Source organism: Nitrosopumilus sp. (genome assembly GCF_025699255.1).
In the GTDB taxonomy this organism is placed as follows: Archaea; Thermoproteota; Nitrososphaeria; order Nitrososphaerales; family Nitrosopumilaceae; genus Nitrosopumilus.
The window spans coordinates 124,362-151,348 of the sequence record NZ_JAILWA010000003.1; the positions used below are offsets into that span (position 1 = coordinate 124,362).

Here is a 26,987-nt window from a genome sequence, read left to right on the forward strand (position 1 = left end):
AAATTGACTGGTAAACTGTACATTGTTGGTGTTGGACCAGGTCATCATGACCATATGACATTTCGAGCCAAAGAGGTAATTGGAGAAAGTGATACGATTGTAGGATATGAAACTTATGTAAACTTGGTTCAGGATCTAATTGAAGGCAAAACTGTTCATCGCTATGCAATGACACAAGAAGTAGAAAGAGCTCATCAATGTATTGATCTTGCTAAATCTGGAAAAATAGTTTCACTTGTTTCAAGCGGTGATCCTGGAATTTATGGAATGGCTGGCTTAATTTATGAAACACTTGCTGAATCTGGATGGAGTCCAAAAGATGATCTACAAGTTGAAATTGTCCCTGGTGTGTCTGCTCTAAATTCTTGTGCATCAATCATCGGCTCTCCTCTAATGACAGATTTTGCTGTAGTTAGTATGAGTGATTTACTAGTACCATGGGAAATTATTTCAAAGAGAGTAGAATCTGCAGCACAAGGTGATTTTGTAATTGTAATTTACAATCCTGCAAGTAAGAAAAGAATTCATCAATTACAAGATACAAGAAAAGTTCTTTTAAAATATAGAAAACCTACTACTCCTGTTGCAATTATTAAAGGTGCATTTAGAGAGTCTGAAACTATTGTAATGACTGATTTAGAAAATTTACCTAACTATTCAGAACAATTAGGAATGATTAGTACAGTAATTATAGGAAATTCTTCTACATATACTTACAAAGATTTAATGATTAATCCACGTGGATACAAATCAAAATATAATTTAGAAGAACAAACAAATCCTAATCTTAAAGTTTAGAAACTTTTCTTTATTGCATCGTTTAATTCTTCACTAAGATTCAACTTGTCTCTAACTGGAGAAACTATTTTTACCAAATAATTTCCAACTGTCTGTTTCAAATCTCCTGGATGTAATTTTCTTTCAGCAAAATCTTTTTCCAATTGAATATAATCTGTATATGAGATATTTCCTCCAAATTTTTCAGGTCGTTCTACTCTCATTTCTTTAAATTCATGAAAGATTACTGATTTTGATATCTCCAAAAGTGGATTATTTTCTATGTTAGCTTCTTCACACCATGCTTTACTGATTTTCTTCTTAATTTCATCATCAGTATTGTGAATAAATATCCCTGAGTTTGGATCTGATTTACTCATTTTCCCTATTATTTTATCACTAGAATCTGCAGGTTTTGAAAGTCCTGGTAATAGTTTGTGATGAACTGCAACTGGAACTTTCCATTTCATTTTTGGAAATATTTCTCTTACAAGCATGTGTATTTTTCTTTGATCCATTCCAGCATGTGTAATATCAACATCTAATGAATGAATATCAACTGCTTGCATCGCAGGATAAAGTAATTTTGCCACATCAATTTTTTTATCATCTTCTGATCTACCCATTATAGTTAATGTTCTCATTGTTCTTGCAATTGACATGTGTTTGGTAAATTTAACAAGCTCAGACCAATATTCTGCTTTTTCTTCATATAATTTAGATCCAAGAATTATTTCAGCATCAGGACAAACTAATTTGAATGCATCTTGATAATATTTTGAAACTTTTGCAATTGTTTCCCAATCACCGCCGAGTTTGTCATTAATCAAAGTATGCCAATCTGCAAGAAATATTTTACATTTTACTCCAGCTCTTACAAAATCATTAATCTTGAAACCAGTACTGATTAAACTACCAAGATGTAGAAATCCAGAAATTTCTAATCCTATGTAATGATTTGGTGATGAATTTGTTTTAAATAATTCAATTAATTCCTCATTTGTTACGATTTCTTCTGTCGGTGGCCTTTGAATCAAGTCTACTTTTTCAGTAATGTCCAAATCAAAACAACTTTCGAGTGGTAAACGTATAAAGTTATTCAAAAATTTGGTTTTAATTTAGAAGGTTTGAATATGAGATAAATTAAAACTCTTCATGACACTTGAAGAAGGATTAGAATTAATTGAAAACTATAGAAAAGCCCTAGAAAAATTTCTAGAAACATTGCCAGAACAATCGGTGCAATTGGGCTCAGAAATGGTCAAAACTTTAACAATGAATTCTAAAAATGAAATATCTAACCTTAACTCTATAGAGAAAGCCTTGAAAAGACAGCCAAAATATGAATCTGGGTTATCTGAATAATTTTTATTTACAATTCTTTTTGTGTTTTCTTAAATCCTCTGAATAATCAAATTCAGCACCACATGCTCTGCATTTTTCTTTTTTCTTATTGTGAGCTTTTTCTTGATGTTTCTTTAATCTATCAGAATCAGGAAGAACTGTTCCACATTTTTTACATTTCAAATCATTTTTGTTAGAACCAAATAATCCCACGTTATTATTATTCAAACAAAGTAGAAATAGTTTTTAGAAAAATTTAACTAAAAATCTATAATTTTTTCATATTTCTTATTCATCTAAGCTTTTTCTGGGTTTTATACTGAGATAAAATGCATGAGTACTGATGATAAATGCTGCAAGGAATACTTTGGTTGCAAATACTAAATTCCATGGTCTTTCAGGATCAGGATAAGCTATTGACAGCTTGTCAATATCTGGAACAATTCCATCTATTATTCCAGCAGTAATTTGTGCATTCAATACTGTGAAATTGTATAATACTTCGTATAACGTAATTATTGAAAAACCTAACAACATTAATTGTAATAAAGCCATCTTAGTACCAACAATTTTGTTTCCAGCTGTTCTTCTCCATCCAATTCTTGAAACACAGTACCAGCCAATTATGGTGGAGAAAAATATCCACGTGGATACTCTGGCAAAATTTTCAAATGGAATTGTTGTATTATGAATAGCTTCACCCATTACATAGGTCCCATTTTCCATCCATTCTATCATGGTAACATAAACTCCAAAAACTAAAGATGCTAACATTATGAATCCGCAAATATAGAAAATGTATAGATAGACTTTGTAACCTGAATCTGATTTTTCTAAATGACGGGGTTTCATGATGCCGTTTGCCAAATTTTGAAATATAAAAATTCATGTGTAGTTCTGACACCTTTAAACAGTAGTAATAAAGACAAAATTTGTGAAAATTCCAATTAATATGCCTATTTTAGGCAAAGAAGAACTTTCAGCTGTTACTTCTGTAGTTAAATCTGGAGGATTAACTTCTGCCTCAAAGGATGGAGGAAAAAATGTCCAAGAATTTGAAAAACTTTTTAGAACTTTTGTTAAATCAAAATATGCTATTTCTGTAAATTCTGGAACATCTGCACTACAGGCATCAATTCTTGCATTAGACATCAAAAGAGGTGATGAAGTAATTGTACCGTCATTTACATTTGTTGCAAGTGCAAACGCAATTGCATCTACTGGTGCAAAACCTGTATTTGCAGATATTCTAAAAGAAAATTATACAATTGACCCTAAATCTATAGAAAAAAAAATTACTAAAAAAACAAAAGCAATAATGCCTGTTCATTTGTATGGAAATTTATCAAATTTAGATCAAATTGGTGAAATTGCAAAAAAACATAATATATCAATTGTAGAAGATGCTGCACAATCTCTTGGTTCTACTTTGAAAGGTAAACATTCTGGAACATTTTTTGAACTTGGATGTTATAGTTTGTATCCTGGAAAAGTAATGACATCCGGAGAGGGGGGTGTTATAGTTACACATAACAAAAAACTTCATGAGAAATTACTTATGATAAGAAATCATGGAATGATAAAAGGTTATGATTCGCAAATATTTGGATTAAATCTAAGACTTCCAGAAATCAATGCTGCAATTGCCAAAATTCAAATTAAAAAATTACCAAAGTTTATCGAAACTAGAAGAAAAAATGCAAAATTGTTATCAGAACTATTATCAAATCTTAAAATACAAATCCCATTAGAAAGAAAAAATGAAAAACTGAATTGGGCACTTTATACTATTGCTACAAAAAATAGAGACATGATTCTTAAAAAATTAAATTCCAAAGGAATTGGTGCAGCTGTTTATTACCCAATACCCATTCACAAAATTCCTTTTTATCAAACTAAACTAAAATTATCAAATACTGATTGGGCATCAAAACATGTTTTGTCTTTACCTGTACATCCAAAAGTTTCTCTAAAGAATATTGAATATATTGCAAAAATTATGCGTGAATTGCTTTGAATACAATAGGTGAGGCAATTGGTGAATTATGTAAGGTAATTTTACCTATACCTGAAGAATTTTACGTTGGAAATTCAAGCTCTTCTGTAGCTATATGCACACTTTCAAGCATGGATTTGTTGAAAAATATAGCAAAATCTGAAATGATGGAAAAAGTATCGATTGCAGGACGTTTATTGTCTGAAAATAAAGGAATTGATTCTATTATCAAATATGTAAATAGAAATCCTCAAGTTAGAATTATCATTGTTTGTGGAAAAGAGGTTTGGGGACATAAATCTGGACATTCTTTGTTTGAATTACACAAAAATGGAATTGATCAAAATAACAGAATCATAAATTCTAAAAGTCCAGATCCTTTTCTTACAGTAACAAAATCTGAAATTAAATATTTTCAAGAAAATATTAGTCTAGTAAATATGATAAATGAAACTAATTTTGAATTAATTTCAAAACAGATCTGAATATTTAATATCCATTTAGCTGTCTTTGACGATTTATCTCATTTTTCTTCTTGTATTCATCTAAAATATCATCAGGAGTAAGTTTTAGTTCTAGTGATGCTTGTACTACAAAATGCCAAATGTCAATCAATTCTTCTCTTGCTTCTGATTCATTAAATTCAACTGGAGTTTTCCACCATTTCCAATTTGTAGTTCTTTGTAATTCCACTGCTTCATGCATGATTGCTGTACACAATGCAGAAACTCTTCCTTCGGTATCTTTTGGATATCTATCCAACTTCATCATGTCTGATAGACCTTGTTGCAACTTGAAAATTGTATCTAATCGATCTTTTTCAGATGTTTCTTGTGACAATGATAAATTGATTTGAGAAATTATTGAACTTAAGTCTTTTTAGAAACGAATCATTTTTTCGTACATCTTTACACGTTTTGTAATATCACCATTTTTTATTTTTAACAAACCCTCTAATCCATATCGTTCAACTGCAAAGGAACCTAAAACATTTCCATATACAACAGCTTTTTTAATATCTGATAATTTAGTGGATCTTTTGCTTGCTAGATAACCTATCATTGCACCTGCAAAAGAATCCCCGGCACCAGTAGGATCAACCACATCCTCTAATGAAAATCCTGCTGTTGGAAAAATTACATCGTCATAAAACATCAAAGAACCATGCTCGCCTTTTTTAATTATTACATATTTGGCTCCCCATTGCATCATTTTTTTTGCACATTTTATCAGATTGAATTCTTTGGTTAGAAGTTTAGCTTCTTCATCATTTATGACTACTGCATCAACAGCTTTTATCATTTTAATAACAGCCTCACGTTTTGTAGAGATCCAAAAATCTATTGTATCACACATTGAAAATTTTACTTTATCAAATTCTTTAATTAATGAAGTATTTTGTTCTGGATCATTGTTTGCAAGATATACAAACTGAGATTTTTTATAAGCCTCAGGAACACCTGCTTTAAAATCACCTAATACATTTAATTCCGTTTTTAATGTTGATCTAGTACTTAATGTATCATCATATTTTCCATCATAACGAAATGTTTTTCCCTTTTTGATTGTTAGTCCCTCTAAATCAAGATATTTTGATAAAATTTTATGATGTTCTTTAGGAAAATCATTTCCTACTACTGCAATAAGTCCTGTATCAACAAAATTACTAGCTGAAATGGCCGCAAAGGTTGCTGCACCTCCTAAAACATTCTTTAATGTTTTTTTTGGAGTTCTAATTGTATCTAATGCTGTAGATCCAAAAACAGTAAGCATCAGATGAGAAATTAATTTTGATGTATAAATTCTCTTGCTTGTTCATCTGTTGGATAGTATACAAATGGAACATCTATTGATGTAATTAACATATCATATTTTGTTATACCTGAAATCTTTATTGATTGTATTTCATCCGAATTAATATCTGTGTGAAAAGTTCCTTTTACAAAACTACTGTCTAATGGTTGTAAAGTAAATGATTCTAGAGCCCCTTTCCCAACAATTTCATCATTAGAAATTACAAAGAATTCAGTTTCACCAGCTGATAATATTAACAATGAAGGGTTTTCAAATTTCAATTCCACATTATAGTTTGAACCTTCATCATTCTCATCTAATAATTCACTCTGACTGATACTGACACCAATTTGGGAAGCAGAAGCATATTGTGAATAACCAAAGATACTCATGCCTAGTACAAATAAAACAATCAGACCTGCCTTTTTAGATGATTTCATGACTAGTTTTTACAAATTTACATTTAACCTATCAAGAAAAAAATCACTATAAATTGTGTAAAAGTTTTGATCTACTCTTAAAGCTCCTTAGAGCTAACAGAATAAATCAAAATTAAATGATAATTTGTCAATGGCTAGAATTAAACTCAAAATAGGAGAAAACGAAATTGAGGTTGACTCTAGAGATTTTTATGTTGATAATCAAACATTAGGTGAAATTATAGATGATCTTTCTAATCATTTACCTGAAAACCAAGCAAAAATAGTATATGAAACCGACAATAATCAAACTCCAACTCAAATTGAGCAGCCGGCACAGTTTGGGTTAGAATATTTAGATGACGCTGAAGCATATGAACCAGAATTTAATGAACCAAAATACATTGCTACACATGAAATTAAATCAAAATTAAGAATTTTAGAGACAAGCAGATTTTTTGATTCACCAAGAACTGTTACTGAAACTGTTCAACAACTAAGGGAATATGGTTGGGCAGCAAGTCCTTTGGATGTCTCAAAAGCCTTGGCAAAAATGGCATCAAATAAAGAAATTATGAAAAATTCTGAAGATAATAGAACACACTATTTTATTCACGAACAATTAGTTGCTAACTAGAAAAATAATCACATTTTTCACAATCTGAAAATATCTCTCCATCTAAATGATCAAAATGTGTTTTGCATTGATTGCATGTATGATGCATGTCAAAATATCCATCTTTTTCAATTTCTCCAATTCTACTTGATTCTAGATCTGTGCTTTTACATTTTATACAATGGCAACCGCATTCAATTTTCATGATTATACTCGACAATGTATGTATAGTTGCAATGACTATACAAATCATTGGGAAAGAAAAGAGAGATTCCAATAGAAATTGATGATCATTTTAAGATGTTTGGAAAGGAACCTTGGGAAGTGGATTATGGAGAAAAATGTGCAGTTTGTAATGTTCGTATAGATGAATATGGTTTTTGTTCTTGTGGATCTAGTGGAGATTAATTCTTTTCATTAGTGGAACCATCATAATTATCAAAAATCCAATAGCCAATGGAGCAATTATTGGAAATTCAGGTACAACTGTAGTCCCAATAATTGAAATTTTACCTATAGTATCTGGTTTCATATCAATCCAAACATGAGTTCCATTATTGAAGTAATCATAAAAAACAACTTTTTCATCATTCAAAAATATTGCATATGGTCCCCATAGTAATTCTAAAGGTATTACAGTTGTAACAAACTGATTATTGTTATTCATATCAAAAGTGATTTCTTTTGTTGGTTGATTAAATTCAAAATTTTCTATCTCTGCAAAAGTTTTGAACTCTACAAAAAATTCTTTTTCTTCCCAATTCACATTTACAATATTTGTTGGTTGATCAAGCATATATTCTAAAATCATTTGACATCCATGACAAGTAAATCCTTTTTTCTCTTCTAGGTATACTGGTCTTTCATTTACAAAAACCATGTTGAGTTTTTCTGGTAGTATAAAATTTGTTGTTTCTAAATATCGAAAATCTAATGTCCAAATATTATCTTTTAATAAAATAATGTCTTTCAAGTCATATTCTATTATAGAATCTTTATCTGTTGGAAGAATTAAAACTCCGTCATTTTCACCTATTATTGATGGTAGTTGTTCTTCACCATCTTCATCAGTAATTATTAGATTTTCAACTGTACCGTCTATTAGATCTAATTGTTGTGGTAAATGAGACGAACTTACAATATGTTTTACATGCAAATCTCCACCATTGACTTCTACTAAAACTAATTTTTGATTTGCTTTATCTCCAAAAGTAAATTCTTGAGCGTATCCATAAGGAATTACAAGTGTTAATGAAATAATTATAAAAATGAAAATTTTACTACTCATTTATTCCACAGTAACACGAGTCATTTGTGCTTTTTCTAATGGACAATCATTACCATCTCTATCAAGATTTACAATTTTATCTGCAACATCCATTCCTTCAGAAACTTCGCCAAATACAGTATACTGTCTATCTAAAAATGGACTATCAGAGGTAACAATGAAAAATTGTGAACCTGCACTGTCAGGATCTTGTGATCTAGCCATAGAAACTATGCCTCGTAAATGAGATCTGGAGTTAAATTCAGCCTTTATGTTATAACCCGGTCCTCCCATTCCCCATGAACCTTTATTGTCAGTTTTTGTATTTGGATCGCCGCCCTGAATCATAAATCCTGGAATCACTCTGTGAAAAAGAGTTCCATCATAAAATCCATCTTTTGCTAGTTTTTCAAAATTTCTTACAGTTTCTGGAGCTAATTCAGGTAGGAGATTAAATGAAATTTTCCCTAGATTAGTTTCAATATTTACTGTAGTCAATAGGTTGAATCTACAAATACATCTTAATAGTCTTTTGTGAAAATCAATCAGAGAATTCCTATAGATATTTTAACAATATTGAAAAATTCATAATGTTCAGTACGTTATTCGTTAGAAATTTTATCTTGTAGACTTTGTAATTTTTTATTTTACCATAACTCAATCTGAAATTATACGATATGACAATTTTAGAATTCCAAAAGTTATAGTCTTATATAGAACAATTAAAATTTAGAATTCGTTGAATCGTACAAACCAAAGCACGATAATTAAAGAAGCGATTAATTCTTATCTTGACAAAGGGGTTACCGACAAACAGGATATCTACACCAAAGTAGTTGATGAACTTGGTGTTCCAAGACCAACTGTAAGAAGAGTTGCAAGAGATCTACGAACTGAACTATTGCAAAAAATTCAGATCTTACAATCCGACATGCCAAAAGCAACTACTACCTCTGAAGAAGACGAATAAACTCGGCTCTTTTTTCTTTTTAATTATATTATTTTGTGATTTTTAGCATTACTGTTATAAATAATGAAATTTTCAAACAATTATGGGATATCTTGGTAACCATTTAGCCACTATAGTAACCGGAGTTTTTGCAGCCGTCTTGACTGGACTTTGGCCTTACTTTGTTGACTTTGCACCAATTTTGAACTTTGTCTTCATAATGGCAGTTCCAATTACTTGGTTCTTAACATTCACATGTTGGATTTCACAAAAAAGTACTGATTACATGCATAATCATGCACCAACTCACAGTGAAAAAAAAAGCTTGAGTAGTACACAAACTGTTCAAGTAACTACAGGTTCACAAGTGAGTCTTTCAGAAATTAAACAAGTACAAAATGAACTAAGTCTTGAACTAAGTAATCTAAAAGAATCTGTTAAACTAAAAGATAGTGAAATTGAAAGATTAAATCAAGAAATTTCAAATCTAGAAACTCTTGTTCAAATTGAATCATTAAAAACTGAATTAGCTAATCTCAAAATGTTAGCATCTAAAAGTAAAACTAAGAAAAAATAGATTCAATCATTACAATGGCAGCATATTTCACCATGATTTTCTTTACAACTTGGACAACTAACTGCCCCCCCAAAATGACATTTACATGAACACAATTCAGTAGGATCTTTTTTCAAACTCATAATTATCGTTTCTAGAATATAGTACTATTTGATTTTTACATTTTCAACATTGTCAAAACCATCTCTGTTGTTCTAAATTTGAAGAAATGAACAAACATGTAATTTTATAATTTATTAAAAATTTTTTACTCATTTTGGAATCATCTACACGATGAAATAAATTTATTTTAAAGAAACCCAAAAATTTTTCATAATAAATGATTTGTTTGAATTATTCACAAAACATCAAGTCTTGTGATTTTTAATTTCATAAAAAATTTAATTTTTACTTATTTAGCAATTCAAATTTCTTTTTCCAAAATCTGATTGTAAAATTACCTTGTTTTAACTAAGGTTAATTATTCTAATTATTTTTAATTCAAATTAAAAATTTAATTAATGATAATTTTGAGGCTAATTTTGTTGTACTTTAGAAGCAAGTTCTAAAGTTTCATCAACCATTTCTTTTAGTCTATTTTTGGCATTCTCATCTATTATGGAATTCTCTGATATCGATTCTGTGGTTAAAAATACAGCTTTTGGATTTGTAATAACCCTGAAATATGACATTAATTGTGTGATTAGGGTTTGTACATTTACAAAGCTAATATTTCCTGCTCCCAAAATTGTTATTCCTGCAACTTTACCCGGCGTTTTTTTATAATTTACATATTCAAACAGATTTTTTAGTGCTGAACTAAAAAATGAATTGTAAATTGGTGAACCAATTAACCATACATCTGCTTCCATGATATCATTGGCAGCAGTTTTCGTTGTTTCATCATAGTCTATATCTGGACCTCTATAGTACTCTATTTCATTATTAGAAAGATTGATCAATTTTGTTTCTTGATTTTTTGTTTTTGTATATTCAAAAACATATTTCATCAAAATTTGTGTATTTGCATTTTTTCTTGGACTTCCAGAAATTATAACAACTTTCATGTCTTCAACCCTTTGTCTTTGTATTTAAATTTCCGTTCATCTAAAATTAAACGGGCTTGGAGGGCTTCGATCCCTCGACCTGTAACTTAGGAGGCTACTGCGCTATCCATGTTGCGCGTCAAATTGACTCTGCGCTACAAGCCCAGCAAAAAAAACATTCTTAATTATTTAAGCGTAATCAAGATTATCTTTGATTAGTTTTTGAATTTTTTCCCAATTTTTATTTTCTTTATTATTCCATTTTTCAAAATAAATTACATCTTTCAATTCAAGTCTTGGCAACCAGCCTTTAGTTTCAAGATCTGGTTTTTCTGCAAAATCATCTACATACCCTAAGCATAGATATGCAACAGGAACGACATGTTCAGGCAAATCTAAAGTTTCTTTTAATGTTTCATTAGACAGAATACTTACCCATCCTAAACCTATTCCTTCAGTTCGTGCAGATAACCATAAGTTTTGGATTGCACAACAAACACTGTAAAGCCCTGCTTCAGGAATACTAGATCTTCCAATTACAAATGGACCAAATTTTGTAGGATCATATGTTACACAAAGATTTACTGGCGATTCTAGAATTCCTTCAAGTTTGAATGAAAGATATTTTGATTTCTTTGGCTCTTCAATTAATTGTGATGAACGATTTTTTTCTTCCTCGAAACTTTCTTTAATTTTCTTTTTTGTATTGATATCTTTTATTAAAATAAAATTCCATGGTTGAGAAAATCCTACAGATGGTGCATGATGTGCAGCATGAAGAATTTTTGATAAAATATCATCTTCTATGGGCCTTGAAGTAAAATGAGAACGTACATCTCTTCTTGAATATATTGCCTTATAGAACCCTCTTTTTTCTTCATCAGTAAAATTTTCTGTCATCTCTTTTGTACCTCCATTCTTTCTTTTGTTAAACGTTAATAATGTCAATTATTTGATTTATTTTTCAATGGGCCTGTAGTCTAGCTGGTTAGGATACCGCCTCGACATGGCGGTGATCATGAGTTCGAATCTCATTAGGCCCACTTTTCAATTAATATCCTGTTTTGAAATCTTTTTCAGATTCGCTCCAAGATGTTTGAGTAATAATAGTTCCTTCAGCAGAAAAACTAGAAAATCTTTCATTTATCGCATCCTCGTAAATCTCTGAATTAATTTCAGATTTACTCAGAATAAACGTATTTTTTAATGGAATCTCTGCTCCAGAATAAAATAAAGCTCTTCCAGGTAATGCAATATCTGCTGTAGAGTACAATCCTGAACCTAATAATTTGTTATCAGCATAGAGTTGAAAATCAATTTGAGATACTGTTAATGTTTTATCACTTGGATTCTTTACTAGAAATGTAACTTCAAATTTTGCTTGATCATTCACATTGTTTACATCTGTTAATTCAACATTAGTTAATTCAATTTCAATTTGATCTAGTTCATCATTATCTAAACTAGCATAGAAAACAATTCCTCCCATTAAGGCAAAAACTCCGGCCACTGCAATATATACAGTCATCTTACTTTGAAGAGCCATTTCATTGATTTCAGATTCGTACAACTAAAAAAGGTTGTCAAGATCCAAATACATAATATTTGATTTAAAATATTCTAAATTATGAGTGCAATCGAACAAGCTATTATTACTTGGATTCATCTTGTTGCTGCAGCAATTTGGGTTGGTGGTTCTTTGTTCATTGGAATTGTTTTTTCTCCACTTTTGAAAACCATGACAAATTCTATAGAAGAACGAATGCAAATAATGATTCGTGTTGGTAGACGCTTTAACAAAATTGCTGTTCCTTCATTGATTATTTTAATGGTAACAGGTTTGTATACTTCACATGTATTACTTAGTAAACCAGATCTTTTAGTATCTACAAGCTATGGAACATATCTAATTATAAAAATAATTCTGGTAATTGCATTAATTATTACATATGCAATTCATGTCAGAGTAATTCGTAAAGATATTGAAGAAAAAATTATGTCTAATCAAATGCCAGAACATGAAATACAAAAACTAAGAAAAAAAATTATCATTCTTGGAGAAATTACAGTAGTTTTATCAGTATCTATTCTATTTTTTGCATCCTTACTTGATGCTGGTGTTTGAGATTCCTTCAATTATGATATCAAATCCATAATTAGTTTTTCCAATTCCATATTTGCAACCAGTAATTTTTGATGTTACAAACAAATTTGTCTCTAAATGTTTTGTAATTTCTTTTACCTGAAAAATTGTTTTTCCTGTACCCAAACTTGCTGGAACTACAAGCATGTCTGCTAAATTATCATCAATTGAATAACTTTGAACAAATCTATCTATATCTAGATCAAATTCTTGTGTTTTTTTATTATAAAGTCCATCAATTCCTATTATTGAATTTTCATCCACACTAAAAATCAATAATGTTGCTCCTGAATCAATTGCTTCTTCTGATTCTACTTTTACATTGACTATGAAATTTTTATTTGAAAGTTTTATTTTTATTTCATTAATTTTTTTCTGAATTTCTTTATTTGGTAATTTTGAAAATGAACAAATTAATTCTACTTTTTTTGTTTTTCTTTTAGAAAATGCTATTGATTTAATTTCTGATTTTGTTGTTTGTAATTTTATTTTCCCTCCTCCTTTAGGATAATAACCTCGTTTACATAGTTCTAGTGAAAAGTTAATTCCCATTCTGGAATATGCTTCTTTTAGTACATGTTGAGTATAATCAATAGATGGACTCCAAAGTACATCAGTGCCTCCTTTAATTTCTAAATTAAGATGATTTTGAGAAATAGCCATTACAGGAATTATAACTTGTAAAATTAATGGAATACTTCCTGCAGTTCCAACATCTTCAACTAAATCTAAATCTTTGATCTCATCTGGAGTAAATTTTAATTCTGTTGAACCTATTTCTGCACCAATTACTTTTGCATTTGTAATTTTTTGAAGAATTGAAATTGCAGTAAGATGTTGTGGACGTAAACCTGGAATTTTTCTATTTTTTCTAATGTTTTCTAAATGAATTGGTTTTTTTGTAATGCATGAAAGTGTAATAGCTGAGCGAATAATTTGTCCTCCTCCTTCTCCATAAGCACCATTGATTTTTAGAAATTCCACATTTTGTTCAAATATTTACTCTTTATGATAGTTTTTTAAAAAGAAATTTTCTATAAATTGTATGAATGGTTTGTTAATAGGTAGATTCCAACCTTTTCATCTCGGTCATCTTGAAGCTTTACGATTCGCATTATCCAAAGTTGATAAATTATGGGTAGGTTTGGGAAGTTCAAATAAACCAATTGAAAAAAACAATCCGTTTACTGCAGAACAACGAAAGGAAATGATCCTTTCATCTATTGATGATTCAATGAAAGACAAAATTTCTATTTACTTTATACCTGATTTAGATAATCATATGAAATGGATTGAAAAAATAGATACTATTGTCCCAAAATTTGATATAATTTTTTCAAATGATGATTTGACAAAACATCTGTATTCTAAAAGAAATGTCCAAGTTGTATCTATTCCATTTCTAAATAGGGGATCATTGTCAGGAACAAATATCCGAGATCTCATAATTAGCGATCAGAAATGGGAAGATCTTGTTCCTAATGGGACTAGAAATTTTTTGAAAAACACTAATGCTAAAGATCATTTGAAAAATCTCTAATTATAAATAAACCCCATTATACATTGCTGGTAGATAACACATGGAATATCTTTCAATGCTTCCAGGTCCAACGAATGTACCTAACAGAGTAATGAGAGCAATGCTTGCACCAATTATTAATCACAGAAGTGATGATTTTGTTGAATTATACACTGATGTTGTCGCAAAAACTCAACAAGTATTTGAAACACAAAATGACATTGTAGCATTATCTGCATCTGGAACTGGTGCTGTGGAAGCTGGTGTTGTTAATGTAGTTAAAAAAGGTGACAAAGTCATCATTCCTGTAAATGGAGAGTTTAGTAATAGATTATCACAATTAATTGAAGGTCAAGGAGCTAATGTTGTAAAACTTGAAACTCCACCCGGCCAAAATGCAACTTTTGATCAGGTTAAAGAAGCATTTGATAACAATAAGGATGTTAAAGCATTCTATGTTGTTCACAATGAAACTTCAACTGGAACAATGGTAAATTATCTTGACAAAGTATCTGATTTGACATCAAGAAATGATGCATTCTATGTTGTAGATTCAGTTTCACTTCTTGGAGGCGCTCAGTTACCTGTTGATAAATGGAATATTGATGTTTGTATGACTGGTGCACAAAAAGCAATCGCTGCTCCACCAGGAATTTCCCCAATTTCAGTTAGTGCAAAAGCCAAAAAATACATGATTGAGAATCCACCACCTACAATGTATTTCAATTTGGCACGTTATTTCAAATATTATGATGAGGAAAAACATACTCCTTTCACTCCTGCATTACCGTTACTTTATGCATATAGAGAAGCACTATCAGTAATGTTGGAAGAAGGATTACAAAATGTCTTTAATCGTCACAAGGTATGTTCAGATGCATTATACTCTGGACTAAGTGCAATGGGACTTTCTCCATTTGCTAAAGAAGAAGATCGTTCAATCTCTATTGTTGCATTAAATTATTTGGATGGACTGGAAGACAAAACTTTCAGAAGTACATTAGCTAATAAATTCAAAGTCTTAGTTGCTGGAGGATTTGGTAATCTTAAAGGCAAAGTGTTCAGAGTTGGATGTATGGGAGAAGTTAGTCCATACCATGTAATGAGAACTATTTCTGCAATTTCATCTACACTGGCAATGATGGGATATGATATTGATGCTCAAGCAGGACTCAAAACTGCAGAAGAAAAACTAAAAACTCTCTAAACCCTGTTAACTTAATATAAGGAAATTCGAGACCGATCACATTGACATTTGCTAAAGGATCATTAATTCTAGTTGATTATACTGCAAAAGTAAAAGATACTGAAGAAATTTTTGATACCACAATTGAAGAAGATGCAAAAAAACATTCTATCCATGAACAAAATGTCAAATATCAACCAAAACTAGTTTCTATTGGCGAAGTTTCTTATCCTGTTCTAAAAGGACTTGATGAAGCTCTTGCAAAAACATCTGTTGGTGATAAACTTACAGTAGAAGTAACACCTGACAAAGGTTTTGGTGAAAGAGATTCTGGTAAAGTAAGAATGATTCCTATAAGAAAATTAGGTGAAGATGCTGAAAAAGTATCAGTAGGAGACACAATTGAAGTTGACAATAAAAGAGGAATAATTCGTTTTATAGGTTCTGGTAGAGTTCAAGTGGATTACAACCACAGATACGCTGGAAAAACAATCCTATTTGATGTTAATGTAATTAAATCGTTAGATTCTCCAAGTGATAAAGTAGATGGAATTCTAAAAAATAGATTACCTGTTGAGGATTCAAAAATTTCATTTGATTTGAAGGATAAGGAAGTAAATATTACAATTCCTGAAGAAATTTTGCGAGCAGATGGATTACAAATAATGAAACACTTTATCCAACTTGATATATTCAAATTTGTTCCTGCATTAGAAAAAGTTAGTTTTGTTGAAACACATATCAACAAACAATCTCAAGAAAAGAAACCTGAAACAAAAGAAAAAACTCCTGAACAAAAAACTGCTTAAATTACATTAGTGCTTTTAGCAAGATTTTTAGCTCTTCTTTCTGTCATCTCAATTTCTTTCAGAATTGTATATCTTTCTGGTCTCAAATCTTGTGCAATCATTAATGCATCAATCACTTGATCTTCGTTCAAACCAATTTGTTTTGCGCTAGTTGGAGCTCCGACATTTTTCAATGTTTTTACAATCTCTTTCCAATTTTGTCCTTGCAGTTTTGTAATCATTATTGCACCTAAACCACATTTTTCACCATGGAGTCCTTTACCTGGAGCAATCTTATCTAGTGCATGTGAAAAAAGATGTTCAGCACCAGAACATGGTCTACTACTTCCAGCAATACATGATGCAACTCCTGCACTAATTAGAGCTTCAACTATTACTCTAGCATCTAGACCTTTCTTAGCATATTGACTAGATTTTTCCATTACTATTTCTGCACTCATTATTGCTAAATTCGCTGAATATCTTCCATAATATTCCCCAGTTTTATCTCGACCTAATTTCCAATCTTTAACTGCACTGATATTTGCCACTAAATCCCCACATCCACTTGCAAGTAATCTTGATGGTGCTTTTTTTATGATATCTATATCTACAAAAACACCAAGAGGTGCAGTAGCAACAATTGAATGTGGTTTATCGCTTTTTATTGAAACAAATGGACTAGCTATTCCATCATGTGATGCTGCTGTAGGCACACTAACAAATGGAATTTCTAAATTAAAAGCAACCATCTTTGCTGCATCCACAGAACGACCGCCTCCTATCCCTGCAATTATATCGCTATGATCTTTTTTTACATCAACTTGAATTTTTTTAAGATTGATAAACTGATTATCTTTTGATGTATGCCAAGCAAATTTAATTTTTTTATTTTTCAATGATTTTTCAATTTTCTCTTTGAGAATTTTCTTAACATGAATTCCTGAAATTAATGATACTTTCTTAGGTTTAGTCAAACTTTGAAGAAATCCTGCAAATTCATTGATATTTTTTTCACCTACAACAATTTGTCTTGGTAATTCCATTGTGTGTGATTGCATGCGATCCTGATTTTTTGTCATTATTTATGATTTCAAGGGATCAAAAAGTTATTTAAAAGGGTGAGATGCCACTTATTTTATAATCATAGGTGTATTTTTTGTCGAATAATGTTGAAGAAAAAATTTTGCATGGGACTACCACTGTAGGTATTAAGGCTAAAGATGGTGTCGTATTATGTGCTGATATGAGAGCCAGTGCAGGTTATTTTATTGCAAATAACAATACTATGAAAATTCAACAAATCGATTTACATGCAGGATTAACATTGGCAGGTGGTGTTGCTGATGCACAAAATATTGTAGATATTTTACGCTATCATTCTAATCTTCATAGAGTTGAAAAACAAGATGGAATTTCAATTCATTCTCTTGCAAGATTATGTTCATTGATATTTCACCAAAATAGAGGATATCCCTTCATGGCTGACATATTGCTTGGTGGATACGATTCTAGTGGTCCTTCATTGTTTAATGTAGATATGTTTGGTTCAGTTGAAGAAAAATCATATGTTACAACTGGTAGCGGTTCTCCAGTAGCTTATGGTTTACTAGAAGAAGAATATAGGGAAGACCTTACAGTTGAAGAGGCAAAACAAATAGCTCTCAGAGCTGTTAAAGCCGCAATAGTTAGAAACATTGGTACAGGCGATGGAATTAACATCGCAATTATGGACAAAGACGGTTTCCGTCTATTAACCGATGAACAAAAGAAAGCCGTCATCGAACTTTAGTGATTTAATGCAAAGAAAATATCAAGAAAAAGAATTACCTCCTAGTAGCCAGAATATAATGGCAACCATACTGCAAAGTATACCAAAAGAAGCAAGTGTAACAAAAATTGAGTATGAAGGACCAAGAATTGCTCTTTATACAAATTCTCCACGTTATTTGATGGAACACAATGATACTATTTCTAATCTTGTCAACATTATCAAAAAAAGAATAGTTGTTAGAACTGATGAATCAATAAGAAAACCTGAAGAAGAAGCTAGAAAAATTTTAGCAGAATGTGTTCCAAAAGAAGCAAATCTTCAAGGAACTATCTTTGATACTGCAACTGGTGAAGTATCTGTTGAAGCAAAAAGGCCTTGGTTATTACAAAGAGATGCAAAAGAGTTCAATCATGCTGAAGTTACTGAAAAAATTGGATGGAGATTACGCGTAAGAAAAGCTACCACAATACCATCACGTACTATTCAAACAATTAATGCTACCCTGAAACAAGCATCTTCTGAACGAAGTAAACAACTCAAACAAGTTGGTGATGAAATTTTCAGACCTAGACTATCTCAAAGAACAGAAGTATCCCTTTACACATTAGGGGGATTTGGTCAGGTAGGACGTTCTTCATTATTATTGGCTACTCCTGAAAGTAAAATCCTAATTGATTGCGGAATAAATCCTGGTGCTCGTTCTCCCATGGATGCATTTCCAAGATTAGATTCACTGAATATTACTTTAGATGAACTTGATGCAGTTGTAATTGGACATGCACACTTAGATCATACCGGATTCTTACCTACATTATGTAAATATGGATACAAAGGTCCAATCTATTGTACCGAACCAACACTTCCAATGATGAATTTAATCCAATTAGATGCCATCAAAGTTGCATCTGCTCAAGGTAGAACACCAATCTATTCTGAAAGAGATGTTAAACAAATCATGAGACAAACAATCACTTTGCCATATGGAACAGTAACTGATATTTCTCCAGACATAAAACTTGTACTTGCAAATGCAGGCCACATCCTTGGTTCTGCATTATGTCATTTTCATATTGGAAATGGTGATCATAACTTTGTTTATTCTGGTGATATTAAATTTGGAAAAAGTATTTTGTTTGAAGCTGCTAGTTGGAATTTCCCAAGAGTAGAAACATTATTGATAGAAAGTACATATGGTCTTAAAGAAGATATCCAACCAACTCGACAAGAAGTTGAATCTTCTTTCATTAATGCGGTAAACAACACATTAGCAGATGGAGGAAAAGTTTTGATTCCAATACCTGCAGTTGGTCGTGCACAAGAAATTATGATGGTAATTGATCATTACATGAAATCAGGAGAAATGATTGAAGCTCCTGTATTTACAGAAGGTATGATATCTGAAGCATCAGCAATACATGAATCATATCCTGAGTATCTTGCAAGAGAGTTAAAACAAAAGATTCTAGAGACTGATGATAACCCATTTGATTCTGAATACTTTACCAACATTGAACATGCGGATGCTAGAGAAGAACCTATGAGAGACGATTCACCATGTATTATCTTGGCTACATCTGGAATGTTGGAAGGTGGGCCTGTATTGGAATATTTTAAAAATATTGCACCTGATAAAAAGAACAAAGTATTGTTTGTTTCATATCAAGTCAATGGAACTTTAGGACGAAGAGTTCTAGATGGTTCAAAACAAGCTACTATGTTGGGCAAAGAAGGTAAAGTAGAAGTTGTTTCAATTAATTGTGGTGTTGAAAAACTAGATGGCTTCAGTGGACATAGTGATTATAATCAATTAATGTCATTTGTTCAAAGATTAAGACCAAAGCTTCGCCGTGTATTAGTTAATCACGGAGAACGAAAGAAATCAGAAAACCTTGCAATGAATATTAGACGAATGTATAAGGTACCTGCACATTATCCACAAGTTCAAGAAGCAATCAAATTATTTTAAATCGTATTCTGGTTTCCAGATCTTTATACTAGCAGGAGCAACAATAATTCTTTCTTCACCCAGTCTTGCAATTTCTGCATCTTCTGCCTTTGCAATAGAATACAACTCTTCAACCACTTTGCGTAGTTGTTCTACATCTTTTTGTGCTAGTGGTGTAACTCTAAGAATCAAAATCATATCTTTTTTGATATCTTCTTTGATAGAATGAACATCACTGATGTCTCTAATGGTTATAGCTTTCAAATATGTGGGATTTTCTTGTTTTTGCATCCTTGTTGAAAATGAGATCTACTTCCTCAAAAACTCTTCCTTAGTTTTAACTAATTTTTTAAAAATTTCACGCCTACATTCTAAATTTAATGTAGGACTGTTCTTCTGCACATTTTGTACTAACTTCTTGTGTTGAATCACCATTTTTAACAGAAACAATACTGCTTTCAGTTTTTGGTGCATCTGAATATCTTAGAGTAACTGATGATGCAAATTCTATATGATATTTTGCATTATCACCACGTAAAATTGAGACTGGACCTACATAATCTCTAGCTTCAAGTAAAATATCTCCTGGTAATGCTAAAGCTTTGATCATTTCATTTTCATCTTTGTTTCTTCCAACTACAAATTTAGTTTTTTCATCTAATCTAAAATGTCTACCAATTTTTAGCAAATCAATTTCATTTATTGTTGGAGTTTCAACATGATCAAACAAATCTTTAGCTTTAATTCCAAACTGTGGTTCAGTTAACAAACAACCTCCTCCTGCATTTGGTGGATTTTCAATTCCGTATTCTTTAGCCATTTTCATCTGAATTTTTCTTTGTCTTCCTCTAATCATTCCAAGATTTTCTCTTTTGATCAAACCCTCTTTTTCCGCATCTGATGGTGGTAACAATCCAGCAGATAATGGTCTAACAATTTTTCCTTTCAAGTCTGATTCATTTTCAATGATATGTAATGATGGTGCATGTTGACTCATAGGACGTTGACCTAATACTTCTCCTGAAATAATAAATTCTGCACCAATTTCTTCCATGTGTTTTTTTGCAGCATCAAACATCATAGTTCTACAATCAACACACGGATTAAATCCAGCACCAATTCCGTGTTTAGGATTTTTCAACATCTCAATGTATTCATCACCAAGATAAACTGTCTTTAAATTCACATTAAGATCATCTGCTCTTTCTCTAATTTCAAAACCACATCCTCTACCACAATCAAAATCACAAAATGGAGTTTTAATTGCAACAGCAGAAACATCAAAACCTTGTTCTTGCATCATTCTTACTGCAAGCTGACTATCTAACCCTCCTGATAACAAAGCAACAACTTTCTTTTTTTCTTTCTCTTCAGTCACAGCGATCTAACTCTATTTTCCATATACAAACTTTACATCATACATAAATTGAGAAATAGAGATGTTTCTGTATGAGACAGCGAAGAAGAAATCTTCTCAAATTTGCTCAAAAGATTGATTGTGATACTCTGGTAACATTTGAGCCTGAAAATCTCTTTTACATGACTGGATTTTGGGGCGAGGCAATAGGATTACTAGAAAAAAATGGGAAAACTACTATTATTGCACCTGAACTTGAAGTCGGAAGAGCAAGAGAAGAATCTGAAGATTGTGATGTAATTACAGCTGAAAGAGGAGAAGGTCTAATTACATCATTAGTTAAGAAAATAAAAAAAAATTCTGTTTGTACTGATTGCCAAAACTATTCAGTAATGATGTCATTAAAAAAATCAATCCCAAAAATCAAATCTACAACTGAACCATTTTACAATGCTCGTATTATCAAAGATGAGAAAGAAATTAGAATTCTCAAAAAAGCTTCAAGAATCATTGATGAAATGTTTGAAATTTGTTCAAAAAAGATGAAAATAGGTCAAAAAGAGTCTGAATTACAAACAATTCTAATGACATATGCAATGGAGCAAGAAATGTTTGATACAGGTTACAAATCTACATTAAATCCATTAATTATTGCTGGAGGTCCAAATGGAGCACTACCACATGCTCAAGTGACAAATAGAAAATTCAAAAAAGGTGAACTTGTAGTTACTGATCTTACTTTAAGATACAAAGGATATGTTTCTGACGCAACCAGAACTTTTGCACTAGGAAAAATCTCTACTCAAGCTAATGAAGCATATGAAATTGTTAAAGAATCTCAAAAGCTTGGTCTAAAAACTGTTAAACCAAACATTGATTGTAAAGATATTGATTCCGCATGCAGAAACTATATTGAAGAAAAAAATTTTGGACAATATTTTATTCATTCAACAGGTCATGGAATTGGATTAGAAGTTCATGAACTCCCAACTATATCTTACAGAAGCACAACGAAACTAAAGGAAAACATGGCAATTACTGTTGAACCTGGAATCTATATCCAAAATAAATTTGGAATACGAATAGAAGATTCATTGATTGTAAAACAACGACCAATAATCATGCACAAATTCACTAAAGATTTAGTCACTGTTTGAGCCTAATCATAATAATTAACTAAATCAATAATGTATTTTGATTCAGAATTATTTGAAGTAATTTCTTTAGAGATTATATTAACATTCCAGTTATAATTTATTTCTCCCTTATGCGATTTAAAATCAAAAACAACATTATATTCATCAGAATCTATATTTGTTACAACTAAATCAACTGTAGTTTTTTTATGATCATAAATTTTTTCATCAGGATACTCTTCATTGATTTTATTCTCTAATGCTTCAAAGACAGTGAGCCCATCATTGTTTGGGCCATCATAGTTCATCAGAATATCTATTACTTGTTGATCTTCAGCTGATAATTCTGGCAAACTTTTCTCTAGAGTACCTTTAGTTATCTCTGGAATAACAAAGACTACCAACATTGCGATCAAAGCAAGGTAAATTGGAGCTCTTTTCTTTAGAAATGACTTGAAATCATTTTTTTTTGGTTTTTCTTCTTTCTTTTTCTTGTCTTTGGCCATTTCTCTTAATTCCTAGTATTTTGCTGTTAAAATTAAAACTTCCCAAGGAAATTCAATCATTCCATTTCTTTTTGTGTGTAATTTTGTATTTTCTTTAATCATTTCTTTGAGTTCCCTTCTTTGAGGTTTTGATAATGAATTTAATTTTTCTTTAATGGGTTTTGCAACATATTTTAGATAATTTTTCCAATAATCATCAAAAGTACCTGGACTGTACTTGAAAGTGTAATCTTTAACTTTAACATTGGAAAATCCTGCCCTTATTACTTCATCTCTAAATGATTTTTTTGTACCATATCTATCCAAATCTGGAGTTCCTGGTGGCACATATTCTGGAATAAATTGAGTTACCGCATCTAGAATATTTCCAAAATATGGTACTTTGTCTTTATGTCCATGTACTGACATACCTAATTTGCCTGATTTTTTGAGAGATTTTCTCATATTTTTAAGAGCTTTTGAGGCATTTGGAAAAAAAAATAATGCGTATTGACATGTAATAATATCAAACTTTTCAGAAAATGTGAAATTTTCAGCGTCTGCATTTACAAATAACAAGTTGGAACTATTTTCATTCCATTTTTTTGCTATTTTTATTGCAGTAACAGATGTATCCGCACCAACTACATATCCTGTTTTACCGACTTTTTGTGTTATTTTTTTGGTTACAACACCAGTACCACATGCAACATCAAGCACTTTGTTTCCTTTTTTGATACCAATTGAATTTACCAATTTTTTCGTACTTGCAAATGGTCCTATATCTTCAGATGCCCATCTTTTATGATATCTGGGAGCAACCTCATTCCAGATTGCCATGTTGCGTTTTTTGTAATCTGATTGTTTCAATCTTTTTTCAAATCTTTCAAATCAGATTTTAATGTTCGTCCTGTTTCATGATAATATCTATGTTCAATTTCTTTAAGTTTTTCAGATAATCTAAAACTATTCAAATTTTTCTTTTTTTGTTTCTTAACAGTTTCTTTGTATTGTGAAATTAATTTTTTTATTTCTGAATTTTTCATTTTATTTTTTTTTCAATTTCTTTTCTGATAAATTTAACAACTTTTTCTTTCTTTTTCCATCCAGATGTAGTTATTTTTTTATCATCTACAAAAAATACTTGATTATAGTTTGGATTTTTTTGATATTTTTTTCCAATATCATTTGCAATAATTACATCTGCACCTGAATCTTTTATTTTCTTTTGAGCTGATTTGATTAATGCATTTTTTGTCATATCGGTTTCAGCCTTGAATCCAATTAGAAGAGCAGCATCTTTTTGTAATTTTTTTACTTGATCAATGATTTTTGGAGCTTTTTTGAGCCTGATTTCAAGTGATTTTTTGTCACTTTTTATTTTGGATTTTGATGTTTTTTCTGGGGTATAGTCTGAAGCAGCTGCAGCCATAATTACAATATCAAATTTTTTCTTTAGTTCTTTTTTTGTCATATCAAACATTTCTTTACCTGTAGTAACATTGATGATTTTTGCACCCTTTGGTGGTTTTTCATTTGCAGGACCATACACTAATGTTACTTTAGCTCCTGCAGAAATTAATTCAGATGCTAAAAGTGTTCCAGTTTTTCCTGAGCTTAAATTTGTTATTACTCTAACAGGATCAACGTATTCTATTGTAGGCCCTGCAGTCATTAACACTTTTTTATTTTTTAATACAGATGAAAATCCAAATTTCTTTAATACATGTTCTAAAACATCTTCTGGTTCAGGAGATTTTGCTTTACCTTCTATCATTTGAGGGGAAAGAAATTCAATTTTATTTTTTAAAAAACTAATATTTTTTTTCACTGCAGCATTTTCATACATAGATGCATGCATTGCTAAACACATCAAAATTGGAATTTTTGAGCCAAATCCCACTGTAAGAACTGTTGAAACAGGCGTATCATCAATTCCATTAGCTAATTTTCCTAATGTATTAGCTGTTGCAGGATATACTATTACTAAATCTGATTGATTATAATCTGCTAATCTAATATGCTCTAGTTCTCCTGTGAGTTTTGTAGTTACTTCATTCCCTGTAGCCCATTTGAAATATTCTGGTTGAATTAATTTTGTTACTGCATTACTTGTTACACATTTTACATCAGCACCATGTCTCATTAGTAATCGTGCAAGCTCTATTGATTTGTATGCTGCAACACTACCAGATATACAAAGTACAATTTTCTTTCCAGATAATTCTACTCCATGTGAATTTACTATATCTAAAGAGGGATGATCATTTTTTAGAATTTTCTTCTTAACTGCCAATTTCTTTCCTTAATTTTTCTAATTCTTCTTGATTCATTGAAAATGAATTTTCTTTTGTAGGAAATTTACTTGATTCCACATCGATGCGATAATTCTCAAGCGATTTTACAATATCCTCAGACAAATTCATGTATCTTTTAGCAAATTTTGGTTTAATTTTGTCATACATGCCTAGTAGATCTTGAACCACAAGCACTTGACCATCACAATTTACTCCTGAGCCTATTCCTATGACTGGGACACTGACTGTTTCAGAAATAATTTGAGCAACTTCATGGCTAACCATTTCTATTGCAATGCTGAAAACTCCTGCTTCTTCTAACTCTTTGGCATCTTCAATTAACTTCAAAGCAGAATCTTTTGTTTTTCCTTGAACTTTGTATCCTTCTGAAAGCATTGTAGTTTGTGGCTGTAATCCTATATGACCCATAACAGGAATTCCTACATCTACTATTGCACTAATTGTTTCTGCCATTATAGAACCACCTTCTAGCTTTACTGCATCCGCACCTGCTTTGATTAATTTTCCTGAATTGTTTATTGCATCTTCGATACTTGCTTGATATGACATAAAAGGTAAATCTGATACTAATAGAGAATCTTTCCTTGCTCTACTAACTGCCTCAGTAAACATACACATTTGATTCATTGTTACAGGAATTGTATTCTCATAACCCAACATTACCATTCCAGCACTATCTCCAACTAACAAAACATCAATTCCAGCTTTATCACACAAAGATGCTAATGTGTAATCATAACTTGTAATTACAGAAATTTTCTTCTTTTTTGTTTTCATTTCAATTATATCTTGAACAGTTTTATGCAATTTTTGCTCTCCTTGTTAAATTATTTTTTATTTGAATAATATTCTCTTTTAGATTTTCCTTATTATCAAATTCATCAATAATTTTTAATAGGCTTTTTTGATTTTTTTTTGAAAGCTTTTTTGTTTCAATAATTAACAAATCAATCGCTCTTGTCACATTATCTACAATTGTAATGTTTGCAGTTTGTGAAGTTCTTGAAAGTGGATTAAGATCAAATGTAATTACTGTTTTTCCTGCATTTCTGAGCGCCATAGTTCTATCACCATCTTCCAATGGTACAACTACCACGTCTGCAACAAAAATTCCATCTTTATCTACAATTCTTCTTGCTGAATCAATTCCTGAAAGTTTTTTAGATGAAGTTTTTTTTGTGCCTAAAACTTGTTCTGCTCCATTTTTCTTTAGAGTTTTAATTATTGCATTTTTTCTTTTTTTGTTGGTATAGAATAGATTTACCTCAAGCTTTGCTTTAGTCTGCTTAGATAGAAGTACAATTTGTTCGGGGCATAATGCTGCAATGTTTCCATTAACTGAGATAACAGGCATTTTTGCCACTAATAATTGGGCAGCTGCGGCTTTGATTGCTCGTTTAGATGCTTTACCTGTTTTTTCTCCTAAGAGATAGTCAAAAGCCTCTCCTCTGCCTTGAGCTAATAGACCCTCTCTTGCAACTAGTCCTTTATCAAATCCCTCTACTAGTTTTTCACGAATTAATAATGATTTAGCTCTTGGATGAGATTTAGGAATTAATGACATATTTTTTA

At 31.0% G+C, this 26,987-nt stretch carries 37 protein-coding genes and 2 tRNA genes; 16 read left to right on the top strand and 23 right to left on the bottom strand.

What is annotated here, in order from left to right; translation table 11 throughout:
- The first annotated feature begins 3 nt into the window (after positions 1–3).
- Positions 4–798 (top strand): precorrin-3B C(17)-methyltransferase, encoded by a 795-nt coding sequence (cobJ, locus tag K5781_RS04520; RefSeq protein ID WP_297441202.1) that lies wholly within the window; start codon positions 4–6, stop codon positions 796–798.
- Here the strand turns inward: cobJ and K5781_RS04525 are convergent.
- The gene (locus tag K5781_RS04525; protein ID WP_297441204.1) at positions 795–1,838 is read right to left on the bottom strand and encodes a tyrosine--tRNA ligase; all 1,044 of its coding nucleotides are present in this window, start codon (positions 1,836–1,838) and stop codon (positions 795–797) included. The genes cobJ and K5781_RS04525 overlap by 4 nt on opposite strands.
- A gap of 94 nt (positions 1,839–1,932) precedes the next feature.
- Between K5781_RS04525 and K5781_RS04530 the strand changes: the two genes are divergently transcribed.
- Entirely contained in the window at positions 1,933–2,142 is a 210-nt protein-coding gene (locus tag K5781_RS04530) for a hypothetical protein (RefSeq protein WP_297441205.1), read from the top strand.
- A gap of 3 nt (positions 2,143–2,145) precedes the next feature.
- Here the strand turns inward: K5781_RS04530 and K5781_RS04535 are convergent, their stop codons facing one another.
- Both K5781_RS04535 and K5781_RS04540 read right to left on the bottom strand, forming a co-directional pair.
- Positions 2,146–2,334, bottom strand: coding sequence for a C2H2-type zinc finger protein (locus K5781_RS04535; RefSeq protein WP_297441495.1), 189 nt, complete (start codon positions 2,332–2,334; stop codon positions 2,146–2,148).
- Between the two features lie 75 nt (positions 2,335–2,409).
- Positions 2,410–2,973: a hypothetical protein gene (locus tag K5781_RS04540; protein ID WP_297441207.1), complete on the bottom strand. Its 564-nt coding sequence runs from the start codon at positions 2,971–2,973 to the stop codon at positions 2,410–2,412.
- Positions 2,974–3,055: 82 nt separating this feature from the next.
- Here K5781_RS04540 and K5781_RS04545 point away from each other — a divergent pair, with 82 nt between their 5' ends.
- Both K5781_RS04545 and K5781_RS04550 read left to right on the top strand, forming a co-directional pair.
- Positions 3,056–4,138, top strand: coding sequence for a DegT/DnrJ/EryC1/StrS family aminotransferase (locus tag K5781_RS04545; RefSeq protein WP_297441209.1), 1,083 nt, complete (start codon positions 3,056–3,058; stop codon positions 4,136–4,138).
- Positions 4,135–4,602 carry a tetrahydromethanopterin S-methyltransferase subunit A gene (locus tag K5781_RS04550; protein WP_297441211.1) on the top strand — a complete coding sequence of 156 codons (468 nt, stop codon included), beginning with the start codon at positions 4,135–4,137 and terminating at the stop codon, positions 4,600–4,602. Before K5781_RS04545 ends, K5781_RS04550 begins: the two co-directional genes overlap by 4 nt.
- Positions 4,603–4,606: 4 nt before the next feature.
- Here the strand turns inward: K5781_RS04550 and K5781_RS04555 are convergent, their stop codons facing one another.
- From K5781_RS04555 to K5781_RS04565, 3 genes are read right to left on the bottom strand one after another with little or no spacing between them, the layout of a single operon-like run.
- The gene (locus K5781_RS04555) at positions 4,607–4,957 is read right to left on the bottom strand and encodes a dUTPase (RefSeq protein ID WP_297441212.1); all 351 of its coding nucleotides are present in this window, start codon (positions 4,955–4,957) and stop codon (positions 4,607–4,609) included.
- 39 nt (positions 4,958–4,996) lie between these two features.
- The gene (locus K5781_RS04560; RefSeq protein WP_297441214.1) at positions 4,997–5,890 is read right to left on the bottom strand and encodes a PfkB family carbohydrate kinase; all 894 of its coding nucleotides are present in this window, start codon (positions 5,888–5,890) and stop codon (positions 4,997–4,999) included.
- 11 nt (positions 5,891–5,901) lie between these two features.
- Positions 5,902–6,351 carry a hypothetical protein gene (locus K5781_RS04565; RefSeq protein ID WP_297441216.1) on the bottom strand — a complete coding sequence of 150 codons (450 nt, stop codon included), beginning with the start codon at positions 6,349–6,351 and terminating at the stop codon, positions 5,902–5,904.
- Between the two features lie 130 nt (positions 6,352–6,481).
- On the opposite strand from K5781_RS04565, the gene K5781_RS04570 reads away from it, so the two are divergent.
- Entirely contained in the window at positions 6,482–6,967 is a 486-nt protein-coding gene (locus K5781_RS04570) for a hypothetical protein (protein WP_297441218.1), read from the top strand.
- Here K5781_RS04570 and K5781_RS04575 read toward each other — a convergent pair.
- Complete coding sequence (locus K5781_RS04575) at positions 6,960–7,151, bottom strand: hypothetical protein (protein WP_297441220.1); 192 nt, start codon at positions 7,149–7,151, stop codon at positions 6,960–6,962. The two genes, K5781_RS04570 and K5781_RS04575, sit on opposite strands and share 8 nt — an antisense overlap.
- Before the next feature lie 47 nt (positions 7,152–7,198).
- Here K5781_RS04575 and K5781_RS04580 point away from each other — a divergent pair, with 47 nt between their 5' ends.
- Positions 7,199–7,354: a hypothetical protein gene (locus K5781_RS04580; protein WP_297441222.1), complete on the top strand. Its 156-nt coding sequence runs from the start codon at positions 7,199–7,201 to the stop codon at positions 7,352–7,354.
- On the opposite strand, the gene K5781_RS04585 is transcribed toward K5781_RS04580, so the two are convergent.
- Both K5781_RS04585 and K5781_RS04590 read right to left on the bottom strand, forming a co-directional pair.
- Positions 7,341–8,234, bottom strand: coding sequence for a hypothetical protein (locus K5781_RS04585; RefSeq protein ID WP_297441224.1), 894 nt, complete (start codon positions 8,232–8,234; stop codon positions 7,341–7,343). The two genes, K5781_RS04580 and K5781_RS04585, sit on opposite strands and share 14 nt — an antisense overlap.
- The gene (locus K5781_RS04590) at positions 8,235–8,711 is read right to left on the bottom strand and encodes a peptidylprolyl isomerase (RefSeq protein WP_297441226.1); all 477 of its coding nucleotides are present in this window, start codon (positions 8,709–8,711) and stop codon (positions 8,235–8,237) included.
- Between the two features lie 241 nt (positions 8,712–8,952).
- On the opposite strand from K5781_RS04590, the gene K5781_RS04595 reads away from it, so the two are divergent.
- Both K5781_RS04595 and K5781_RS04600 read left to right on the top strand, forming a co-directional pair.
- Positions 8,953–9,183 (top strand): hypothetical protein, encoded by a 231-nt coding sequence (locus K5781_RS04595; protein ID WP_297441228.1) that lies wholly within the window; start codon positions 8,953–8,955, stop codon positions 9,181–9,183.
- 82 nt (positions 9,184–9,265) lie between these two features.
- Positions 9,266–9,739: a hypothetical protein gene (locus tag K5781_RS04600; RefSeq protein ID WP_297441230.1), complete on the top strand. Its 474-nt coding sequence runs from the start codon at positions 9,266–9,268 to the stop codon at positions 9,737–9,739.
- A 515-nt stretch (positions 9,740–10,254) separates the two neighbouring features.
- Here the strand turns inward: K5781_RS04600 and K5781_RS04605 are convergent.
- From K5781_RS04605 to bluB, 3 genes are all read right to left on the bottom strand, one after another.
- Positions 10,255–10,785 (bottom strand): NADPH-dependent FMN reductase, encoded by a 531-nt coding sequence (locus tag K5781_RS04605; protein ID WP_297441232.1) that lies wholly within the window; start codon positions 10,783–10,785, stop codon positions 10,255–10,257.
- A gap of 51 nt (positions 10,786–10,836) precedes the next feature.
- A tRNA-Arg gene (locus K5781_RS04610) sits at positions 10,837–10,929 on the bottom strand.
- 24 nt (positions 10,930–10,953) lie between these two features.
- Positions 10,954–11,664 carry a 5,6-dimethylbenzimidazole synthase gene (gene bluB, locus K5781_RS04615; protein ID WP_297441234.1) on the bottom strand — a complete coding sequence of 237 codons (711 nt, stop codon included), beginning with the start codon at positions 11,662–11,664 and terminating at the stop codon, positions 10,954–10,956.
- Between the two features lie 69 nt (positions 11,665–11,733).
- On the opposite strand from bluB, the gene K5781_RS04620 reads away from it, so the two are divergent.
- Positions 11,734–11,807, top strand: a tRNA-Val gene (locus tag K5781_RS04620).
- An 8-nt stretch (positions 11,808–11,815) separates the two neighbouring features.
- Here the strand turns inward: K5781_RS04620 and K5781_RS04625 are convergent.
- The gene (locus K5781_RS04625; protein ID WP_297441236.1) at positions 11,816–12,310 is read right to left on the bottom strand and encodes a hypothetical protein; all 495 of its coding nucleotides are present in this window, start codon (positions 12,308–12,310) and stop codon (positions 11,816–11,818) included.
- An 81-nt stretch (positions 12,311–12,391) separates the two neighbouring features.
- On the opposite strand from K5781_RS04625, the gene K5781_RS04630 reads away from it, so the two are divergent.
- Positions 12,392–12,889, top strand: a complete 498-nt coding sequence (locus K5781_RS04630; protein WP_297441238.1) for a CopD family protein — start codon at positions 12,392–12,394, stop codon at positions 12,887–12,889.
- Here the strand turns inward: K5781_RS04630 and rtcA are convergent.
- Positions 12,869–13,891, bottom strand: a complete 1,023-nt coding sequence (rtcA, locus tag K5781_RS04635) for an RNA 3'-terminal phosphate cyclase (RefSeq protein WP_297441240.1) — start codon at positions 13,889–13,891, stop codon at positions 12,869–12,871. The genes K5781_RS04630 and rtcA overlap by 21 nt on opposite strands.
- Positions 13,892–13,952: 61 nt before the next feature.
- Between rtcA and K5781_RS04640 the strand changes: the two genes are divergently transcribed.
- From K5781_RS04640 to K5781_RS04650, 3 genes are read left to right on the top strand one after another with little or no spacing between them, the layout of a single operon-like run.
- Positions 13,953–14,447 carry a nicotinamide-nucleotide adenylyltransferase gene (locus K5781_RS04640; RefSeq protein ID WP_297441242.1) on the top strand — a complete coding sequence of 165 codons (495 nt, stop codon included), beginning with the start codon at positions 13,953–13,955 and terminating at the stop codon, positions 14,445–14,447.
- Positions 14,448–14,487: 40 nt separating this feature from the next.
- Positions 14,488–15,633 carry an alanine--glyoxylate aminotransferase family protein gene (locus K5781_RS04645; protein ID WP_297441245.1) on the top strand — a complete coding sequence of 382 codons (1,146 nt, stop codon included), beginning with the start codon at positions 14,488–14,490 and terminating at the stop codon, positions 15,631–15,633.
- 41 nt (positions 15,634–15,674) lie between these two features.
- Positions 15,675–16,421: a peptidylprolyl isomerase gene (locus K5781_RS04650; RefSeq protein WP_297441247.1), complete on the top strand. Its 747-nt coding sequence runs from the start codon at positions 15,675–15,677 to the stop codon at positions 16,419–16,421.
- Here the strand turns inward: K5781_RS04650 and K5781_RS04655 are convergent.
- The gene (locus K5781_RS04655; protein ID WP_297441249.1) at positions 16,418–17,482 is read right to left on the bottom strand and encodes a sn-glycerol-1-phosphate dehydrogenase; all 1,065 of its coding nucleotides are present in this window, start codon (positions 17,480–17,482) and stop codon (positions 16,418–16,420) included. The genes K5781_RS04650 and K5781_RS04655 overlap by 4 nt on opposite strands.
- Positions 17,483–17,550: 68 nt before the next feature.
- Here K5781_RS04655 and psmB point away from each other — a divergent pair, with 68 nt between their 5' ends.
- Entirely contained in the window at positions 17,551–18,192 is a 642-nt protein-coding gene (psmB, locus tag K5781_RS04660; protein ID WP_297441251.1) for an archaeal proteasome endopeptidase complex subunit beta, read from the top strand.
- Between the two features lie 7 nt (positions 18,193–18,199).
- Positions 18,200–20,140 (top strand): beta-CASP ribonuclease aCPSF1, encoded by a 1,941-nt coding sequence (locus tag K5781_RS04665; protein ID WP_297441253.1) that lies wholly within the window; start codon positions 18,200–18,202, stop codon positions 20,138–20,140.
- Here K5781_RS04665 and sepF read toward each other — a convergent pair.
- Positions 20,132–20,410, bottom strand: a complete 279-nt coding sequence (gene sepF, locus K5781_RS04670; protein ID WP_297441254.1) for a cell division protein SepF — start codon at positions 20,408–20,410, stop codon at positions 20,132–20,134. The genes K5781_RS04665 and sepF overlap by 9 nt on opposite strands.
- A gap of 73 nt (positions 20,411–20,483) precedes the next feature.
- Positions 20,484–21,497 (bottom strand): tRNA (5-methylaminomethyl-2-thiouridylate)-methyltransferase, encoded by a 1,014-nt coding sequence (locus K5781_RS04675; protein ID WP_297441256.1) that lies wholly within the window; start codon positions 21,495–21,497, stop codon positions 20,484–20,486.
- A gap of 71 nt (positions 21,498–21,568) precedes the next feature.
- Between K5781_RS04675 and K5781_RS04680 the strand changes: the two genes are divergently transcribed.
- Positions 21,569–22,633, top strand: coding sequence for a Xaa-Pro peptidase family protein (locus tag K5781_RS04680; RefSeq protein WP_297441258.1), 1,065 nt, complete (start codon positions 21,569–21,571; stop codon positions 22,631–22,633).
- Between the two features lie 2 nt (positions 22,634–22,635).
- Here the strand turns inward: K5781_RS04680 and K5781_RS04685 are convergent, their stop codons facing one another.
- From K5781_RS04685 to K5781_RS04710, 6 genes are read right to left on the bottom strand one after another with little or no spacing between them, the layout of a single operon-like run.
- Entirely contained in the window at positions 22,636–23,118 is a 483-nt protein-coding gene (locus K5781_RS04685; RefSeq protein ID WP_297441260.1) for a hypothetical protein, read from the bottom strand.
- Positions 23,119–23,130: 12 nt separating this feature from the next.
- A complete protein-coding gene (locus K5781_RS04690; protein ID WP_366847957.1) occupies positions 23,131–23,937 on the bottom strand; it encodes a methyltransferase domain-containing protein in 807 nt (268 codons plus the stop codon).
- Between the two features lie 26 nt (positions 23,938–23,963).
- A complete protein-coding gene (locus K5781_RS04695; protein ID WP_297441264.1) occupies positions 23,964–24,143 on the bottom strand; it encodes a hypothetical protein in 180 nt (59 codons plus the stop codon).
- The gene (gene coaBC / locus K5781_RS04700) at positions 24,140–25,393 is read right to left on the bottom strand and encodes a bifunctional phosphopantothenoylcysteine decarboxylase/phosphopantothenate--cysteine ligase CoaBC (protein WP_297441266.1); all 1,254 of its coding nucleotides are present in this window, start codon (positions 25,391–25,393) and stop codon (positions 24,140–24,142) included. Before coaBC ends, K5781_RS04695 begins: the two co-directional genes overlap by 4 nt.
- Positions 25,383–26,222: a 3-methyl-2-oxobutanoate hydroxymethyltransferase gene (gene panB / locus K5781_RS04705; RefSeq protein WP_297441268.1), complete on the bottom strand. Its 840-nt coding sequence runs from the start codon at positions 26,220–26,222 to the stop codon at positions 25,383–25,385. Before panB ends, coaBC begins: the two co-directional genes overlap by 11 nt.
- Complete coding sequence (locus K5781_RS04710) at positions 26,215–26,979, bottom strand: 4-phosphopantoate--beta-alanine ligase (RefSeq protein WP_297441270.1); 765 nt, start codon at positions 26,977–26,979, stop codon at positions 26,215–26,217. Before K5781_RS04710 ends, panB begins: the two co-directional genes overlap by 8 nt.
- Positions 26,980–26,987: the final 8 nt, after the last annotated feature.